We start from the raw sequence: 16,653 nt of genomic DNA on the forward strand, positions 1-16,653 counted from the left end.
ACTCGACATTCAATCTCGCGCTCCCGCCTCGTACCGGAGTTCGCCATGCGCGCGTCCATGTTTCCCCATCGCCTGATTCTCGCTTCCCTCGCCTTCCTCCTGTCGGGCTGCGACAAGGCGCCCGAGGATCGGCTGCTTGGCTATGTCGATGGCGATTATGTCTATATGGCGCTCCCCGAATCCGGCCGGCTGACCGGGATTGCGGTGAAGCGCGGCGACCGTGTCGATGCGGGTGCGGCACTCTTCGACCTTGAGACGACCGCCTTCCAGGCGCGGCTCGACCGGGCCAAGGCCGACCTTGCCGAGGCCGAGCGCAACTTGGCCGACCTCAGGACCGGCGAGCGGCCGGAAGAGCTGGCCATCGTCGAGGCGCAGCTCGAATCCGCTCGCGCCTCGCTGATGCTGTCCGAGCCGCGCGTCAAGCGCCGCCGCGAACTGGTGAAGGACAATGTCGTCGGTATCGAGGATCTCGACGCGGCGGAGGCCTCGATCCTGGAGGATCGCGGTCGCATCGCCGAATACACGGCGCGCCTCGCCGCCGCCAAACTCTCGTCGCGCGACGAGCGGATCGCGGCGCAAGAAGCGGCTGTTTCCGCCTTTCGCGCCGCCGTCGCCGAAGCGCAATGGTCGCTCGACGAGAGGCGGGCCTATGCCCCCGCCGCCGGCACGGTGGAGGACGTCTATTTCCGCCTGGGCGAGGAAGTGCCGGCAGCGCAGGCCGTGCTGCAGCTCCTGCCGCCACGGAACGTCAAGCTGAAGATCTATGTGCCGGAACAGCAGCTGAGCTCCTACCGGGTCGGAGAGACGCTGGCGGTCAGCTGCGACGGCTGCCCGCCCGGCCTCCGCGCGAAGATCGATTTCATCGCCGCCGAGGCGGAATACACGCCGCCCGTCATCTACAGCGACACCAGCCGCGCCAAGCTGGTCTTCCTCATCGAAGCGCGGCCGGAACCCGGTGCCCAGGACGCTCAGCCGTCCGGCTTCCAATGGCATCCAGGCCAACCGGTCGAAGCGCGGCCACTCGAAGCGCGGCCGATCAAAGTGCAGTCGGGCGAAGCGCAGAAAGAGCCGGCGACCGGTTCATGAACGACGCGCAACCCGTCATCGACGTGGCCGGCCTGACCAAATCCTTCGGCGGCAAGCGCGTCGTCGATGACGTCTCCCTGCGCGTGGGCAAGGGGCAGATCTACGGCTTCCTCGGCCCCAACGGCAGCGGCAAGACCACCACCTTGCGCATGCTGTGCGGCCTGCTGACGCCGGATGCCGGCAGCGGCACCTGCCTGGGGTTCGATATCCGCCGGCAGGCGGCCGCGATCAAGCGCCGTACCGGCTACATGACCCAGAAATTCAGCCTCTATGAAGATCTCACCATCCGCGAGAATCTGGATTTCGTCGGCCGCGTCTATGGCCTGCGCGACCTGCGCCGGCGCGTCGATGGCGCGCTGGAACGGCTGGGCCTTGCCGGCCGCCAGAAGCAGCTGGCCGGGCAATTGTCCGGCGGCTGGAAGCAGCGGCTGGCGCTCGCCGCCTGCATCCTGCACGAGCCGGAGCTGCTGCTGCTCGACGAACCCACGGCCGGCGTCGATCCCAAGGCGCGGCGCGATTTCTGGGACCAGATCCATGCCCTGGCCGGCGCCGGCCTCACCGTGCTGGTCAGCACGCATTACATGGACGAAGCCGAGCGCTGCCACGAAATTCTCTACATCGCCTATGGCCGCCTCATCGCCAAGGGCACGATCCGGGATGTCATCGCCACGCACGACCTTGCCACCTGGTCGGTCGAAGGGCCGGACCTGCATCTCCTCTCGCGCGAGCTGCAGACGCTGCCGGGCGTCGATACGGTGGCGGCCTTCGGCGCCGTGCTCCATGTCTGCGGGCGTGACGAAGCCTTGCTGGAGAAAAGCATCGCACCCTATCGCGCCCGGTCCGATCTCCACTGGGAAAGATCGAGTCCCAGCCTCGAGGATATCTTCATCCAGCTGATGGCGGGCCTCGATAGCCACAGTGCCGCGCCCGACCGCCGGGCCCCTCGGGGGAGTGCTGCGCCATGAGCCTCTTCTCCTTCAGCCGGTTCCTCGCGATCCTCGCCAAGGAATTCATCCAGATGCGGCGTGACCGCCTGACCTTCGGCATGATGATGGGCGTGCCGCTGATGCAATTGCTGCTCTTCGGCTATGCCATCAACACCGATCCCAAGAACCTGCCTGCCGTGGCGGTGGTGGCGGAACATTCCAACTTCACCCGCTCGCTGCTGCGCGCCATGGAGAATACCGGCTATATCCGCTTCCAAGGACCGCCGGTCGACGAGCCGGCCTCCGACCTGATGCTGCGGCGGGGCGAGGTGCAGTTCGCCATCCACATCCCGCCCGGCTTTGCCGAAGATCTGGTGCGCGGGCGCAGGCCGGCGCTGCTGGTCGAAGCGGACGCGACCGACCCGGTCGCCACCGGCAATGCGGTGGCCGCATTGCAGGGGCTCGACAGCAGCGCGCTCGTCCACGATCTCAAGGGCCCGCTCGCTGCCTTGCAGGAGGATGCGGGCCCCTTCGAGGTGCGCCTGCACAAGCGCTACAATGCCGAGGGAATCACGCAATACAATATCGTGCCGGGCCTGATGGGCGTGGTGCTGACCATGACCATGGTGATGATGACCTCGCTGGCCGTCACGCGCGAACGCGAACGCGGCACGATGGAAAACCTGCTCGCCATGCCGGTGCAGCCGATGGAGGTGATGCTGGGCAAGATCCTGCCCTATATCGCCGTCGGCTATGTGCAAGTCACCATCATCGTCGTCGCCGCGCGCTATCTGTTCGCCGTGCCGCTGATGGGCTCGCTCATCCTCCTCAGCATCGCCGCCATCATCTTCATCGCCGCCAACCTCGCCGTCGGCTTCACCTTCTCGACGCTTTCGACGAACCAGCTGCAGGCAATGCAGATGTCGACCTTCTTCTTCCTGCCGTCGCTGCTGCTTTCCGGCTTCATGTTCCCCTTCCGCGGCATGCCGCAATGGGCGCAGGTGGTGGGCGAGGCCCTGCCGCTGACGCATTTCCTGCGCATCGTCCGCGGCATCCTGCTCAAGGGCAATGGCTGGGACGATATCTGGCCGGATCTGTGGCCGATCCTCGCTTTCCTCGCCGTGGCCGCCATCCTGGCCCTGATCCGCTACCGCCGCACCCTGGATTGACGACCGGGATATGATGAATGGAGCTGGTTCCTTGGCTGGACTTGCGAATCGTTCTCGCCTTCCCGCTACTGGCACCAAGCCCGGTGTGAACTGCGTCACTTGTGATCCGGGGGCGATATCTCTACCTACAAACCGATAGTTGTTCCAGCAAGGAGCAGAGGAAGAAAATGACCGCCATGCGTAAAAAGTCGATCCTGACCCGGTTGCGCCGCTTCGGCACCACGACCATGGTGGCCGGCTCAGTCGGGTTCATCTCCGCCTGCGCGCAAGTGACCCCGGCACCGGCGGCTGGACAGGAACCGCTGGTCATCACCCAGCGGACCAATCTGGCCCTGCAGCAATATCTGCAGAAGGTCGCCTCCAATCGCGGCGGCGCCTTTGCGGTCAGCCCGGACGGGGTCAATTCCTACTATGTCTTTTGTCCGGATGTCGTCTGCAGCCCGGGCCTCTATGGCGGCATCGCCAAGACGCAATGCTATTCGGCCTCGGGCCAGGAATGCATCCTGTTCTTCGTGCGCAACCAGCCGCGCCGCGCCTATACCGTTTCGCCCGACACGACGGTCGGGCATCACGGCTACCGGCGCGCTGTCCCGCTCGACGAATTGCCGATCAACAATCGCGACTAGGCCCGATCAGCGCGGCTGGCGCAATATGGTGCTGACCGCGCCCGACGGGGCCGCCGACAGGGTCGGGTCCGGTGCCCCGGTCAGCAGCAGCAGGATGGTGCGGTCATAGGCCGCATCGTCCAGCGTGCCGATATCGACACTGTCCGCCGCCACCGCGGCCGAGACGGCGGACAGCGATTCCCCCACCGCCTTTTCATCGAGGCCCGCCGCGTCGGGCAATGCCATGATCAGCCGCTGCGCCTGGGTCGGATCGTTATGCAGGCTCTGCCAGCCATGTGCCGCCGCCGCCAGGAAACGCTTGAACGCCTCGACCCGCGACGCATTGCCGAGATCCGCGCCGCGCGCATAGAGTCCGTCTTCCAGCAAGCCCAGATCCATGTCCTGATAGCGGTAGGTGACGAGACCCTTGCGCCCCTCGCCCATCGCCGCCAGCAGCAGGGGCGCGCGATAGGTGGTGGTGGTCATGCAATCGACTTCGTTCTCCAGGAAGATTTCGGCATCGGGCCCCTGCCGGACGATGGTGACGCCGCCACCGGTCGCGAAATAGCTCAAGGACAGTTGCGAAAGCCAGGCATAGAACGAACCCTCCCAGCCATCGAACCAGACGCCGACATTGTGTCCGGCGAGCTTGGCCGGCTTGTCGATCATGCTGCGGCAGACGAGTTCCAGCGTGACGCCCTGGAAGAACTGCGCCACATGCACCGCATCGGCGCCCTTCTCGCGCCGCGCCAATGCGGCCGGCATGGTTTCGACGGCGAGATCGACCTGCCCCTCGCCCAGCGCATCGACCGGCGAATGTCCGTAGCCGAGCTTGGAAAATGTCACGTCCAATCCGACATCGGCGAAGAAGCCGCGCTGCTGGGCGACGAGAAAGCCGGCGATCCGCGTCGGCGGTCCATCCGGCACGGCGACGCGCAAGACGGTACGGTTCCCGTCCGCCGCGGCCGGTGTCGGCACGGCAGCCAGGAGCAGCGGCAGCACAAGTGCGAGGCGCAGCATCGAAGGAAGGCTTGTCATCGGTGGGTCACGAAGGTGATGGGAAGGCTTGATTATCCGGTGCCGGCAGATTACAGGCGGTAGGCCAGTTGCGCAAATGTGAGGGGCATGCCGATGCAGGCGGCCGGAAAAACAGGCGGCATATCGGGCGAATTGAAGCCGGATGCCGCCACCAGGATCGAAACGATCGAGATGCATACGGGCGGAGAGCCGGTGCGCATCGTCACCGCAGGCTATCCGCCTATTCCCGGCCGTGACATTCTGGAAAAGCGCCGCCATGCCCGCGACCGGCTCGATGCCTTTCGCCGCCTCATCATGTTCGAGCCTCGGGGCCATTACGACATGTATGGCGTGCTGCCGGTCGAACCGGATCTGCCCGGCGCCGACATGGCCGTGCTGTTCGTCCATAACGAGGGCTACAGCACGATGTGCGGCCATGCCACGATAGCGCTCGGCCGCTACGCGCTGGACCGGGGTCTCATCAAGGCGGATGCGCAAGGCGTGGCGCGCCTCAAGCTGCAATGCCCCTGCGGCCTGGTCGAGGTCGATGTCACGGCCGACGGCCCCGAGAAGGGCCGCGTCAGCTTCGTCAGCGTGCCGGCCTTCGCCTTCGCCCTCGACCGCGAGGTCGATGTGGATGGCCGCAAGGTGACACTCGACATCGGCTATGGCGGCGCCTTCTACGCGTTCCTGCAGGCTGCGGCCTTCGGCCTCGACGTGCGCCGCTCGCATACCCGGGATCTGGTGGCGGCGGCCAGCGCCGTGACGGAAGCGGTGAAGGCGCAGGTGCCCCTCTCGCATCCCGACGATGCCGACCTCGCCTTCCTCTACGGCACCATCCTCACCGATGGCGGCGACGGCAAGGATGCGCCCACCGCCAATATCTGCGTCTTCGCCGCCGACGAGGTCGACCGCAGCCCGACGGGCAGCGGCGTCACGGCGCGCCTCGCCCTGATGGCCGCGCGCAATCAGGTGGGTATCGGCGCATGGCGCCGCTTCGAGAGCGTCACGGGCAGCATTTTCGAGGGCCGCGTCGCCGCGAACCTTGCCGCCGGCGCCATTCGCGCCGAAGTGGCTGGCCGCGCCTATTATACGGGCAGCTCCGTCTTCACGGTCGATGCCGACGACCCCCTGGCCGGCGGGTTCCTGCTGCGATGAGCATCGAACGCGTCGCCATTATCGGCGCCGGCGCCTGGGGCACCGCCCTTGCCCTCATAGCTGCCCGCGCCGGGCGGCGGACGGTGCTCTATGCGCGCCGGCCCGACCTCGCGGCGACTCTGGCCGCGACCCGGGAGAACCCCGATTATCTGCCCGGAATCACCCTTCCAGGGGCGATTTCGGTCACCTCCGACCTGGGTTCCGCGTTGCTGGCCGATGCCGTGCTCTATGCCCAGCCGGCCCAGCATTTCCGCGCCTTCTGCGCCACCGCCACCCCCCTCTGGCGCAAAGGTGCCGCCCTCGTCCTCTGCGCCAAGGGAATCGAGCAGGATACCGGCCTGCTGCTCCATGAGATTGCCGCCGAAGCCTTGTCCGGCGTGGCCGTTACCGCCCTTTCGGGGCCCAGTTTCGCCGTCGACGCGGCCCGCTTCCTGCCCACCGCGGTCGCCATTGCCGGCACGGACGAGGCGCTGGTCGAGGCCTTGATGCTGGCCCTGGGCCACGGCGCCTTCCGCCCCTACGGCTCGACCGACCTCCCCGGCGTCGAGGTGGCGGGGGCGGTCAAGAACGTGCTGGCCATCGCCTGCGGCATGGTGATGGGCGCGGGGCTTGGCGACAATGCGCGGGCGGCACTCATCACCAGGGGCCTTGCCGAGGTCTCGCGCCTGGCGCTCGCCAAGGGCGGCCGGCCGGAGACGATGATGGGTCTCGCCGGACTCGGGGACCTCGTATTAACCTGTTCTTCGCCAAAGTCGCGCAACATGTCGCTGGGGCAGGAATTGGGCCAGGGCAAGGCCTTGGCCCGGATTCTGGCCGACCGGCACAGTGTCGCGGAAGGGGTGACGACGGCCGCGGCGGTAACCACGCTGGCGCGCCGCCTGGGGGTCGAAATGCCGATCGCCGAGGCGGTGAGCCGCATCCTGCACCAGGGCAGCAGCCTGGGCGCCGAGGTGGAGGCGCTGCTGTCGCGCCCACTCAAGCACGAAGGCTAGCGCGAAGTTTCATGAACGAAGGGACCGCTCCGCAATGACCGTGACCATGGACAAGATCCTCTGCGCCACCGACGGCTCGATGCCTTCGAGCAAGACGGTGACCTATGCGATCGAGCTGGCCCAGCGCCTGGCACTGCCCCTCTCCTTCATCACCGTGGTCGATGCCAAGGAGGGCGATACGCCCACGATCTGGGATTCGGCGGCGCTCCTCGCCGGCAACCTGCCGGTCGACAAATCCCTGCTGATCGCCGTCGAGCACGCATTGAAGGCCGGGCTCCGGCGCATCGCCGCCGTGCGGGCGCCGGGCGCCGACATCGCCAGGACCATCGTCGATTATGCCGAGAAGAATTCCTACCACCACATCGTGACGGGCTCGGCCGGCCTTACCGGCGCCAAGCGCTTCCTGATCGGCTCGGTGGCGGCGGACGTCGTCAACTACGCTCATTGCCCGGTCACCGTGGTGCGCTGATGCGGCAAAATTGCCACGCACGAAAATGTCATTGCGCCGCCATGAATTTTCTATGGATTCAGCGGCCTCGATGCCTTATGTAACCCGGCACTTGCAACAGCCGACAGGCTATTCCATGTCCACCTCGTGTCTCCGACGACGATCGCTGACCACCGCCGGGCTTCGCTCCCTGCGGCTGGCGGAATCGGCTGCGCGAGAGGCATAGGATGCAAGAGGGTGTCGCCTGACGCCCTGGAGATCCGAAGCGGAACGCGGGCCGATGCCAAGGCCTGCACACAAAATTCCAAACCGCTTTATTCGACGAGGATCTCCGACGATGAACCACCTCAACACCCAAGCGCCGACCTTTACCATCAAGCCTGAAACAGCCGCGTTGACCGGAGAGGTCGAGCAGATGCTCGATTTCGTCTTCGGGCCGGCGCGGTTCGACAAGGCTTCCTATCTGTTCCGAGAGGGTGTCGACCCCGTCGCGGAACTGTCCCATGTCGCCATGGCGGGCGGCGAAGTGGTCGGCACCATCCGCTATTGGCCGATTCAGGTCGGCCCGACCCGCCATCCCGCCTTGCTGCTTGGCCCGCTCGGCATCACGCCGCGCCTTGCCGGCAAGGGGATCGGCCGGACTCTCACCTTCCGCACGCTCGAGCGCGCCGCCGAAATGGGCCACGATCTGGTGCTGCTGGTGGGCGACGTCGATTACTATAAGCGCTTCGGCTTCGTGCCGGCGACGCCGCACGGCTTCGTCATGCCGGGCGAGAAGCGGCCGGAGCGCCTGCAGGTGGCCCCGCTGAAGCGCGGCATCCTGGGCGCCGTCAGCGGCGACATCCAGCATGTAAACGGCCGCGTCATTCCTGGTCCCGTGCTCGACCAAGCGACCACGATCACTCCGACGCAGGTCCCCTCACCCCAACCCCTTCCCCCGCAAGCGGGGCGAGGGGCATAGCGCCAATCCCGCTCAAGCCTCCCTCGCCCCACGCAGTGGGGAGAGGGTCGGGGTGAGGGGTGTCTCCGTCAAACGCCGAGACCCGCCGGACCTCATCTACTTCGCGAAGCATTCGACCAGGACCGTGACTGCGGCGGCATGATTCTTCATGTCCGCCGCGGTCACGGCGCTATCGGCCAGGCTGCCCTTCGCGGCCTTGGTATAAGAGACGCCGTGCCGGTCGAGAAAGCCGCGCACCACTTCGGCGCGGATCGCCATGCCGTTGCGCGCATTCTTGGGCGCGTCCTTCTTGACGATGCCGGTGACCGGCAGCTCGGCCGAGACGACGCCGACCACCAGCCCGCTTGCATCCAGCAAGGGGCCGCCGCTATTGCCGGGATGCACCTGGTTGGTGAGGAGCCAGAAATCCTTGGCATCCTTGTCGCTGATCTTGCGGTCGGCCAGATGCCCTTGCGTCATGGCGAAGTCGGGCTCCTCATAGCCGGTGCCGGGAAAGCCGCCGGTATGGAGGTCCACATCCTGGCCAAGCTCGTTGCCTTCGGCGATGGCGGCGGGGTCGCCCAGGGGAATCGTCGTCTTGATCACCGCCAGATCCTTGGCGGCGTCGCTGGCCAGCACCCGCGCCGGCAGTCCCGGCGACACCGCCATCTGCCGGCAGCCCGAAACGACATGCTCGTTGGTCAGCACGACGCCCTCGCCGATGATGATGCCGGAGCCCGATTTCACCAGATCGCTTTCGCGGCCCAGACTGTCGTCGATCGCGATGGCGAACTCGGCCGCATCCCACATGGCATGAGGATCGGCCACGCGCAGGCGCAGCAAGGCGTCCTGGCCGGGACGGTGGTTCTTCAGCGCGGCACGGCTGTACCAGCCCAGGGCGATATCGTTCTTCCCCCGCCCCTCGGCGAGGCGCCCCATGGCCAGCTGCGCCTGCACATGCCCCTTATTGGCGGCCTTGCGGTACAAATCCTCGGCCTTCACCGCATCTTTCGGCCGGCCAAGGCCTTGCTCCAGCACCAGGCCGGCAAGATAGAGCGCCTGAACATGGCCGCTGCCGGCAGCGCTGAGGCAGGCATCGGCCACCTTGACCGCATCGGCGCCGGAATGGAGCTTGCCGTCGAGGCCGAGGCTCGCGGTGCATTGCGCGGCAGCGTCGGCCCGAGCGGGCCCGACATCCAGGGCAAGATCCGCGGCGACGAAAAGAGCGGCGGCACTGAGCGCGCCGGTAAGAGATCTGCCCGTAAGAGATCTGCCGGCGAGAAATCTGATGGACAAGCTTGCGATCCTCGAACTGCGGGCGAAAGCACCCCTGCCCCCGCTCCCCTGCAATTTTATGGCGCAGGCCGGCGTGCCACGCAAAGAAAAAGGGCAGCGGATCGCTCCGCCGCCCTTTCCCGGTATTCGTGCCGCCTGGAATCAGCCCAGATGCATCCAGACCGATTTCGTCTGGGTGACGGTGGTGAGCGTTTCCAGACACTTGTCGCGGCCCATGCCGGATTGCTTGAAGCCGCCCCAGATCGAGGTCATGTCGCCATGGTCGAAGCAATTGACCCAGACGATGCCGGCTTCGATATCGCGCGCCGCCTTGTGGGCGACCGACACGTCCGAGGTCCAGATCGAGGCGGCAAGACCATAGATCGAATCATTGGCGATCTCGATTGCCTGGTCGAGCTTCTTATAGGGGAGGATGGTGCCCACCGGCCCGAACACTTCCTCGCGCGCGATGCGCATCTTGTTGTCAACGCCGGTGAAGAGGGTGGGCGCCACATAGCAGCCCTTCTCCAGGCCCTTCGGCACAGCACCGCCGAGGCTGAGCTTGGCGCCTTCCTTCTTCGCGATGTCGATATAGCCGAGCACCCGCTTCTGCTGTTCCCTGGTCACCAGCGGGCCCATGGTGGTCGCGGGATCCAGCGGATCGCCGGGGCTGAAGCTCGCCTTGGCCTTTTCCAGGAACTTCGCCACGAATTCGTCATGGATCTTGGCATCGACCAGGATGCGCGAGCCGGCATTGCAGACTTCGCCCTGATTGCCATAGATGCCGTTGACCGCATATTGCGCGGCGGTGTCGAGGTCGGGCGCATCCTTGGTCACGATCTGCGGGGTCTTGCCGCCGCATTCCGTGGTGACGCGCTTCATGTTCGACTGGCCGGCATAGATCATCATCAGCTTGCCGACTTCGGTGGAGCCGGTGAAGCCGATCTTGTCGACATCCATATGAAGGGCCAGCGCCTTGCCGGCTTCTTCACCCAGGCCCTGCACGACATTGAGGACACCCGCCGGACCGCCCGCTTCCATGAACAGTTTGGCCAGCAGATTGCCGGAAAGCGGCGATTGTTCGGCGGGCTTCAGGATGACCGAGTTGCCGGCGGCCAGCGCCGGGGCGATCTTCCAGGCGGCCATCATCAGCGGATAGTTCCACGGCACGACGCAGCCGACGACGCCCAAGGGTTGCCGGAGGATGTAGTGGAACTCGGTCGGCGCGGTCGAGGTGACGGTGCCTTCGATCTTGTCGATCGTCTCGCCGAAATACTGGAACGTCATCGCCGCACCCGGGATGTCGATGTTCAGCATCTCGCTGATCGGCTTGCCCATGTCGGTGGAATCGAGGAGGGCGAACTGCAGTGCGTTGTCGGTGATGAGCTGGCCGAACTTGTAGATGACCGTCATGCGGTCGCGCGGCGCCATCCTGGACCAGACACCGGACTTGAACGCCTTCCTCGCGGCCTTCACGGCCAGATCCACATCCGACGCATCCGAGCGCGCGACGGAGGCGATGACTTCGCCGGTCGCCGGGTTGATCGTCTCGAACTTCTTGCCCTTCCTGGCGTCGACGAACTTGCCGTCAATGAAGTTGCGCGTTTCGAATTTCAGCTTGTCGGCGAACTTCTTGAACGCCTTCTTGTCGAGTTGTTTCGCTTGCTCGAGATTCATGGCTCCATCTCCTCCGTTCACAGCCCGATACCTATCAGGCCTTTTCATTGGCTATCGGCTTGACACCGTTTCTTGACCGCCTTGGCTCGGGGGAAGCTTATAGCACCGGCGCCAATTGGGCGGCTAGAGGTGGCGCCGTCCGCCGCATGCGGCAAAGCGCCGGGCTGATGGCAGGGCGCCTATCCCCTTGGGGATAGGCCTCCCGGCTTTGCCGATAGGCTCTAGAAGCCGGCGAAGGCGGTATTGACGACTGCCTCAATCGCCGAAACCTCGTCGTCTCTCAGTGCGGCAAATTCTCTGGATCGACGCTTGCTGCCGAGCGATCCGCCATTCTGCCGGACATGCATGATGAGATCCTGCGCCAAGCGATCCGGCATTTCGACGGCTTCCATGATTCCGGCCAATGCTTCGTCGTACCGCTTCAGATAGTCGATCTCCTTGGGGAGGTTTTCCTCGACAGTGCGCTGCACGCAGCCATAGAGGAACTCTGCCGCGTCAGTACAGTCATAGAAGCGATACAGATCGGCCGTTTCGTTGGTCACCTCGACATTCCCATTTGGCAAGGGGCGCCAGTCGATAAGATCCATGAGCGGCCCCGAATGCGCCTTCAAGACTTTTTGGTAGGCGTCGATCTCCTCAAGCATGACGGCGGATACCGGAAACACCAGGCCAGGTGGCGCGAATTTCCGCTCGGCAAGGACATGATGGATGAGGCAGCGGTGCAAACGGCCGTTACCATCGGCCAGCGGATGGACATAGACGAAGCCGAAGGAAATCGCCGCCGCCTGCAACACTGCATCGACATCGGAGCCGCGCAGACGATTGTTGCACTGATTCAGGCCCGTCATCAGCGCCGGCACGTCTTGCGCACGCGCGCCAATGAATTCAGGCAGCGGATCGTTGTCGTGAGTGCGGCTGCCGAGAAATACCCCGGCTGAGCGATAGCCGATCTCGGTAAAGCGATCGTCACCGATGAGAATGCGGTGCAAGCGATAGATTTCCGTCTGGTTGAGGGGGCGCTTGCCGGCCTCGAGCACGGCCCGGCCCCAACGCTCCAGACGGCTTGCCGCCGGACGCTCGCCTTCGATTTCGAAACTGGCGCGGCTGTCCGCCAGCAACAGGAAACTCGCCGCTCTGGCGATCGACCGGGCGCTCGTTCGGCCGATGATTGTCCTTACTCTGCCGGCCAGATCGAGGGCCATCAGCGCCCGCAACTTGTCGGTCTTGCGGATCGTCGGGCAGAATGCACCATTGCCAAGCAGGTTATCCCATACCCGATGGCGCAACGACATCTTTCGCTCGCCGGTATGGTAGATGTCCGGGTCGAGAGCATCGACGGCAGTGACGACCGGAGCGTCCTTCAGGTCGAGCCGCTTGCCGGTCAGGGTCTCATAGAAGAACCAGGCGCGCCGGGAAACGATGCCGGTGGGCGTCGCCAGGATGAATCGGGTGAGCAGTTCGGTCGGCACGGCATCGAAGACGCGCTTCAGTACGAGCAGGTCGATGGCTTCGTGGCGGAGCGCAAAAGTCAGATGCGCGGCGAAAGTCCCGTCAGCCCGGTATCTTCGGTCATAGATTTCCCAGCGGCCCTCGCGCCGGCGGCTCCCGCCCACATGTTTTTCGGAGACGCAAGAGAGCCATCGCACCGGCGCCTTGACGGCCAGCGCCTGAACGAGCGCTGCCCACCCGATCAACCTGGTGCCGTCGGGCAGCGCCTCGCCTTGGAAGTAATTGGCTTCGGCGAAATCCAACTGCATGCGCGAAATTCCTCCACGAGTATCGATTTTTATTCATGTGAGTTCATGCAGGCGAAAAATCTACACGGAAAATCATCGAAATGCAATCATGGATGTCGAAAAACCATCATGCTTCTGTGTGTTATCGATTTTTATCTTTCGCCCATCGCCATCCGCTCCCGCGCGCGGATGCGTTCGCGGTGCGCGGTATAGATGCCGGTGCAGATAATGACGGCGCCGCCGATCCAGGTGGTGATGGCGGGTAGCATGTCGAACCAGACATAGCCGATGGCCGTGGCCCACACCAGTTGCAGATAGATGAAGGGCGCGATGATCGAGGCCGAGGCGTAGGAAAAGGCCCGGATGACGAGGGTATGGGCAAGGCCGCCGGACAGGCCGAGTGCCGCCAGCAGCAGCCATTCATTGAAGCTGGGCGCCTGCCACAGGAACGGCATGAAGGCGCTGAGCACCAGACACCCCACCAATGCCGCGTAAAAGAGCGAGGTGGCGTTGCCGTCATGGCGCGCGGCGATGCGGGTCAATACGTTATAGGTGGCCCCAGTCGACGCGGAGAGAACGGGGAGCAGGATGGCGAGGCTGACCATGCCGAAGCCCGGGCGGATGACGATGAGCACGCCGATGAAGCCGATCGCCACCGCCGACCAGCGCCGCGTGCCGACGCGTTCCTTGAGCAGGAAATGCGACAGGATGGTGATGACCATCGGCTCGACGAAGGCCACCGCCGTCGCGGAAGCCAGGTCGATATGGCTGACCGCCAGGAAGAAGAGCAAGGTCGTGGCCAGCATGAGCAGCGAGCGCAGGAACTGGAGGCCGGGCTTCCTGGCCCGCAGCATCTCGCGCCAGGGCTGCAGCCAGCTCCGCACCGGCGGCGCCAGCGCCGGCCGTTCCACATGGCGCGCCACGCCGGCATAGAGGATGGCGAAGACCAGGTGGAAGACATAGCGGCCCCAGGCCACTTCCATTACCGGCATGCCGTTGGTGCTGAGATATTTGACGATGGCATTGAAGAAGGAAAAGACGAAGCCCGCCGTCACCAGGCAGAGGATGCCGAACAGCGGCCGGTCGCCGGCGATCTGCTTTTCCCGCGCCGAGAGGGGCTTGTCAGCCAAGATTGAGGCGCTCCCGGGCCACCTGTTCGATGCGCGCCTTGAGGCCCGCATCGTGGCTCAGCAGCCGGTCGAAATCGCGCGCCTTCAGGGCCAGCAGCTTGCAATAGCCCAGCGCCCGCACATCGGCATTGCGCGGGTGGCCCGTGAGCAGGGCAAGTTCGCCGAAGAAATCGCCCGAACCCAGTTCCACGCCCGAACCGCCATTGGGCTCCACTGCCACGCGCACGGCACCCGAGGCGATGAAATACATGGCATCCCCCTTGTCGCCCCGCCGCACGATCGGGCTGTCGGGCAGGACCAGGAGCGGCGTCAGAAGATGGGCGATGGCCTGTTGCCGTTTGATGTCGAGGTCGCGGAAAATCGGCACGCGCGCCACCAGGTCGATGGCGGAAAGTTCCGGATCGAGCTTGCAGCGCTCGTCAAGGCCGGTCCAATGCTTCTCCAGCTCCGCCTTCAATTCGCGCTCGACCTCGCCGCTCACCACCAGATTGGCGGCCAGGGCTTGATAGGCGGCACTTTCGCGCTGGCGGGCGATGCGGCCCAGATATTGCCGCTGCAGGGCGGCGGCATAGGCGGGGTATTGGAGCTTGAGCGCCAGCAGCGATCCTTCGACAGCTTCGATGCGCCGGGCGGTGAGACGGATGATCTCGCCCGCGGATTCCTCGCCGATCAGGGGCTGCAATCGGTCGCGGGCGAAGGGAACCAGACCGGAGAGGACCTGGCGCTGCATCATCAGGAATTCGAACCGGTCGGCCAGCGCATCGGCCAGCGGGCGTTCGACGCGCAGATTGCGCTGCAGCCACAGCGCAAAGCGCAAGGCGGGCCCGAACCCCAGCCCCCGTTCGGCGGCGGCGACATAGCCCTTGCGGCCCGCGGCGCGCACCGCTTCGCGCACATGCTGCGCCTCGCGCAACAGCATCTCCGCGATACGCCGGTCGACGATGCGCCCGCCCAGGAGGGAGAAACAACGCTCCACCTCATAGGCCGCGGCGACGGTGAGGCCCACTTTCACCATCTCCTCCGCCATCAGCTCGACGCCGCGATGCGAGCGGGCCCGCGCCACGGCCAGGCGCGCTTCCAGGCTGGAGAGGGCGGCATCGGCGACCTCGCGGTCGATGCCCTCATTCTGCGCGATATTGGAAAGTTCGCCGGCCACATCGGTGAGCGTCATCAGCTTGGCGCGGTCGCGAACACCCCGCGCCACCGGATTGAGGCGGTTGAGGCGGAAGAAGCCAACCAGCGGCCGCAAGGTCATGCCGTTGATGAAGAGGGTCATCAGCACGAAGCCGGTGACCGAGGTGGCGATGAAATCGCGCGTGCTGGATGGAACCGCGCCATTCTCGATGACCGCCAAGGCCAGCGCCAGCGAAACCGCGCCGCGCAGGCCGCCCCAGACGATCACCGTCTTGATGCGATTGTTGATGCGCTGCATGAGGCCGGCCCGGGTGAGGAGCGGCAGCAGCACGAACACGGTGACGAAGCGGGCGATGAGCGTCGCCAGATAGACCAGCAGGATGAAGCCGATCTCCTTCAGGCTGGTCCCTTCCATGATGCGCGGCACGAACATGGCGGCCAAAAGGAAGATGAGCGAATTGGCCCAGAAGGCCAGCTGGCCCCAGACGCCCTCCATCTGCTCGAACGTATGGGCACGCATGCGGGTCTTGCCGGTCGAACCCAGGACGAGGCCCGCGGTGACGCAGGCGACGACGCCCGAGACGTGGAAATAATGTTCCGGCACGACGAAGCTCAAATAAGCCAGCGCGATGGTGAGCGTGATCTCCGCCTGCGGCCAGCCGCCGAGGAAGGGAAAGAGCGCGCAGGCGGCGCGGCCCATGAGGAAGCCCGCGAGCGCCCCGCCGCCGAAGCTCACCAGGAACTTCGCGATGGTGCCGCCGATGCTGCCTTCGCCGCCCGAAAGCAGCATTTCGAGGAGCAGCGCGAAGATGGCGATGGCGGCGGCGTCGTTGAGCAGGCTTTCGCCCTCGACCAGGGTGGTGAGGCGCTTGGGCACGCCGACCTCGCGGAAGATGCCGACCACCGCCGCCGGGTCCGTGGTGGCGACGATCGAGCCCAGCAGCAGGCAGGCGACCAGGCCATAGGGCGAGGCGAGGCCCAGCGCGATGCCCACGGTGAGCGCGCAGATCACCACGGCCACGACGGCCAAGGTGAGGACGGGGGCGATATCGTCGATGAGCCGGCGCACGTCGATGGCGATGGCCACTTCGAAGAGCAGGCTGGGCAGGAAGATGAGGATGAAGGCTTCGGACGAGATTTCGATGCTGGCCAGTGCGTCGATCACGTCATGGAGCAGCGGCGAGGGGATGGCGAGGTCCGGCCGCAGCGAGACGATGGCTCCCAGGCTGAAGCCGACCACGGCCAGCAGCACCGAATATGGGAGGCGCAGCCTTGCCGCCAGCGGCGGCAGCAGGCTCATCAGCGCCAGCAGGCTGACAAGGCCGAAGACGACAAGGCCGATCGTGGTCATGAGTGCGCG

General features: G+C 65.4%; 14 protein-coding genes. 8 read left to right on the plus strand and 6 right to left on the minus strand.

What is annotated here, in order from left to right; all coding sequences use genetic code 11:
• Positions 1 to 45: 45 nt before the first annotated feature.
• From ACE3TY_RS06730 to ACE3TY_RS06745, 4 genes are all read left to right on the plus strand, one after another.
• Complete coding sequence (locus ACE3TY_RS06730; protein WP_374652083.1) at positions 46 to 1,086, plus strand: HlyD family secretion protein; 1,041 nt, start codon at positions 46 to 48, stop codon at positions 1,084 to 1,086.
• Entirely contained in the window at positions 1,083 to 2,051 is a 969-nt protein-coding gene (locus ACE3TY_RS06735; protein ID WP_374652085.1) for an ABC transporter ATP-binding protein, read from the plus strand. The genes ACE3TY_RS06730 and ACE3TY_RS06735 overlap by 4 nt, the downstream gene beginning before the upstream one ends.
• Complete coding sequence (locus tag ACE3TY_RS06740; protein WP_374652087.1) at positions 2,048 to 3,181, plus strand: ABC transporter permease; 1,134 nt, start codon at positions 2,048 to 2,050, stop codon at positions 3,179 to 3,181. Before ACE3TY_RS06735 ends, ACE3TY_RS06740 begins: the two co-directional genes overlap by 4 nt.
• 167 nt (positions 3,182 to 3,348) lie before the next feature.
• Complete coding sequence (locus ACE3TY_RS06745) at positions 3,349 to 3,807, plus strand: hypothetical protein (RefSeq protein ID WP_374652089.1); 459 nt, start codon at positions 3,349 to 3,351, stop codon at positions 3,805 to 3,807.
• Between the two features lie 6 nt (positions 3,808 to 3,813).
• Here ACE3TY_RS06745 and ACE3TY_RS06750 read toward each other — a convergent pair whose 3' ends face one another.
• Positions 3,814 to 4,824 (minus strand): ABC transporter substrate-binding protein, encoded by a 1,011-nt coding sequence (locus ACE3TY_RS06750; protein WP_374652091.1) that lies wholly within the window; start codon positions 4,822 to 4,824, stop codon positions 3,814 to 3,816.
• Positions 4,825 to 4,911: 87 nt separating this feature from the next.
• On the opposite strand from ACE3TY_RS06750, the gene ACE3TY_RS06755 reads away from it, so the two are divergent.
• The 4 genes from ACE3TY_RS06755 to ACE3TY_RS06770 all read left to right on the plus strand — a co-directional run bounded on the left by ACE3TY_RS06755 (position 4,912) and on the right by ACE3TY_RS06770 (position 8,362).
• The gene (locus ACE3TY_RS06755; RefSeq protein WP_374652093.1) at positions 4,912 to 5,961 is read left to right on the plus strand and encodes a proline racemase family protein; all 1,050 of its coding nucleotides are present in this window, start codon (positions 4,912 to 4,914) and stop codon (positions 5,959 to 5,961) included.
• Positions 5,958 to 6,953 carry an NAD(P)H-dependent glycerol-3-phosphate dehydrogenase gene (locus tag ACE3TY_RS06760; RefSeq protein ID WP_374652094.1) on the plus strand — a complete coding sequence of 332 codons (996 nt, stop codon included), beginning with the start codon at positions 5,958 to 5,960 and terminating at the stop codon, positions 6,951 to 6,953. Before ACE3TY_RS06755 ends, ACE3TY_RS06760 begins: the two co-directional genes overlap by 4 nt.
• 34 nt (positions 6,954 to 6,987) lie before the next feature.
• Entirely contained in the window at positions 6,988 to 7,422 is a 435-nt protein-coding gene (locus tag ACE3TY_RS06765) for a universal stress protein (protein WP_374652095.1), read from the plus strand.
• Between the two features lie 316 nt (positions 7,423 to 7,738).
• A complete protein-coding gene (locus tag ACE3TY_RS06770) occupies positions 7,739 to 8,362 on the plus strand; it encodes a GNAT family N-acetyltransferase (RefSeq protein WP_374652097.1) in 624 nt (207 codons plus the stop codon).
• 96 nt (positions 8,363 to 8,458) lie between these two features.
• Here the strand turns inward: ACE3TY_RS06770 and ACE3TY_RS06775 are convergent, their stop codons facing one another.
• The 5 genes from ACE3TY_RS06775 to ACE3TY_RS06795 form a co-directional block, all read right to left on the minus strand.
• A complete protein-coding gene (locus tag ACE3TY_RS06775) occupies positions 8,459 to 9,637 on the minus strand; it encodes a trypsin-like peptidase domain-containing protein (RefSeq protein WP_374652099.1) in 1,179 nt (392 codons plus the stop codon).
• 141 nt (positions 9,638 to 9,778) lie between these two features.
• The gene (locus ACE3TY_RS06780) at positions 9,779 to 11,293 is read right to left on the minus strand and encodes an aldehyde dehydrogenase (RefSeq protein ID WP_374652101.1); all 1,515 of its coding nucleotides are present in this window, start codon (positions 11,291 to 11,293) and stop codon (positions 9,779 to 9,781) included.
• A gap of 221 nt (positions 11,294 to 11,514) precedes the next feature.
• On the minus strand, positions 11,515 to 13,050 hold the full coding sequence (locus ACE3TY_RS06785) for a Fic family protein (protein WP_374652102.1): 1,536 nt from the start codon (positions 13,048 to 13,050) through the stop codon (positions 11,515 to 11,517).
• Positions 13,051 to 13,181: 131 nt separating this feature from the next.
• Positions 13,182 to 14,159, minus strand: a complete 978-nt coding sequence (locus ACE3TY_RS06790) for a DMT family transporter (RefSeq protein ID WP_374652104.1) — start codon at positions 14,157 to 14,159, stop codon at positions 13,182 to 13,184.
• A complete protein-coding gene (locus ACE3TY_RS06795) occupies positions 14,152 to 16,644 on the minus strand; it encodes a cation:proton antiporter (RefSeq protein ID WP_374652106.1) in 2,493 nt (830 codons plus the stop codon). Before ACE3TY_RS06795 ends, ACE3TY_RS06790 begins: the two co-directional genes overlap by 8 nt.
• Positions 16,645 to 16,653: the final 9 nt, after the last annotated feature.

The sequence above is a fragment of the Dongia sp. genome (genome assembly GCF_041918875.1).
Taxonomy (GTDB): domain Bacteria; phylum Pseudomonadota; class Alphaproteobacteria; order Dongiales; family Dongiaceae; genus Dongia.

Coding starts and splice junctions, on each gene's coding strand:
- ACE3TY_RS06730 (WP_374652083.1), top strand. CDS start 46: ATGCGCGCGTCCATGTTTCCCCATCGCCTGATTCTCGCTTCCCTCGCC.
- ACE3TY_RS06735 (WP_374652085.1), top strand. CDS start 1,083: ATGAACGACGCGCAACCCGTCATCGACGTGGCCGGCCTGACCAAATCC.
- ACE3TY_RS06740 (WP_374652087.1), top strand. CDS start 2,048: ATGAGCCTCTTCTCCTTCAGCCGGTTCCTCGCGATCCTCGCCAAGGAA.
- ACE3TY_RS06745 (WP_374652089.1), top strand. CDS start 3,349: ATGACCGCCATGCGTAAAAAGTCGATCCTGACCCGGTTGCGCCGCTTC.
- ACE3TY_RS06750 (WP_374652091.1), bottom strand. CDS start 4,824: ATGACAAGCCTTCCTTCGATGCTGCGCCTCGCACTTGTGCTGCCGCTG.
- ACE3TY_RS06755 (WP_374652093.1), top strand. CDS start 4,912: ATGCCGATGCAGGCGGCCGGAAAAACAGGCGGCATATCGGGCGAATTG.
- ACE3TY_RS06760 (WP_374652094.1), top strand. CDS start 5,958: ATGAGCATCGAACGCGTCGCCATTATCGGCGCCGGCGCCTGGGGCACC.
- ACE3TY_RS06765 (WP_374652095.1), top strand. CDS start 6,988: ATGACCGTGACCATGGACAAGATCCTCTGCGCCACCGACGGCTCGATG.
- ACE3TY_RS06770 (WP_374652097.1), top strand. CDS start 7,739: ATGAACCACCTCAACACCCAAGCGCCGACCTTTACCATCAAGCCTGAA.
- ACE3TY_RS06780 (WP_374652101.1), bottom strand. CDS start 11,293: ATGAATCTCGAGCAAGCGAAACAACTCGACAAGAAGGCGTTCAAGAAG.
- ACE3TY_RS06785 (WP_374652102.1), bottom strand. CDS start 13,050: ATGCAGTTGGATTTCGCCGAAGCCAATTACTTCCAAGGCGAGGCGCTG.
- ACE3TY_RS06795 (WP_374652106.1), bottom strand. CDS start 16,644: ATGACCACGATCGGCCTTGTCGTCTTCGGCCTTGTCAGCCTGCTGGCG.